This window comes from Vibrio sp. 1-1(7), assembly GCF_013048485.1.
Lineage (GTDB): Bacteria > Pseudomonadota > Gammaproteobacteria > Enterobacterales > Vibrionaceae > Vibrio > Vibrio fujianensis.
Window position 1 is genome coordinate 1 of the sequence record NZ_VHSP01000031.1, and the last position, 796, is coordinate 796.

The 796-nt window shown below is 40.7% G+C and carries 1 protein-coding gene; it reads right to left on the reverse strand.

Annotated features, from left to right (window positions below; all coding sequences use genetic code 11):
• Positions 1 to 337: 337 nt before the first annotated feature.
• Positions 338 to 670: a hypothetical protein gene (locus tag FKN05_RS16505; protein ID WP_170888023.1), complete on the reverse strand. Its 333-nt coding sequence runs from the start codon at positions 668 to 670 to the stop codon at positions 338 to 340.
• Between the last annotated feature and the right edge of the window lie 126 nt (positions 671 to 796).

Sequence of the window (796 nt, forward strand, 5' to 3'; positions counted from 1 at the left end):
AGAAAAAAATGACTACCACTAAACTTATCGCAAACCCACTTTACCATTAAGAAAAAACGGAAAACTCGAAGAACAAAGAAGCCGAAAGCTAAATCAACATGCACAAAACCCACTCAGAGAAAATCGAAATTGAAATTAGATCAATCATAAAAAACATCTACTTTTCAATGCATTGTGGTCTTTTTTCTTTACGGTTACATAACGCCCGGTTAAGGGGCAGCCAACGCCATAACCAAGCTTCCGCATAACACCGTAACCACAAAAACCAACGCATGATAAAAATGCCACGCGTTGGCTGTCCCTCTTGAACCGTTTGTTATGTTTAAGCTTCAACGACTTACGTTTTACCAAAACCAAGATTAACTCGCTTTTGACTGACAAACAAAAGCCAAGACCTGAAAAACTGAAACGACTCATAGATTTGAAAAACAGACTTTGAATTTCGGCAATTCAAGCCCAAAAACCTGTGATCAAAATATTGATTGAGCCAGCCGAACCAACCTCGCGCATACTCGAAAATCGACTGAGGCAATTCTCTGAATTTCCAGCACCAAAGAATAGATGTCCGGAAAACAGCGCCCGCTGAAGCCAACTTGCCGACAAACACAAAACCAATCAGCCGAGAGAACAAAGAAAAACCATAATCCACTGATTTTTGGTGATTAAACATAACGCCCGCTTAAGGGGCTGACAACGCTACTACCAAGTTTCCGCATAACACCGTAATCACCAAAATCAACGCATAATAAAAATGCCACGCGTTGGAAGTCCCTCTTGAAGCGTTTGTTATGCTTTA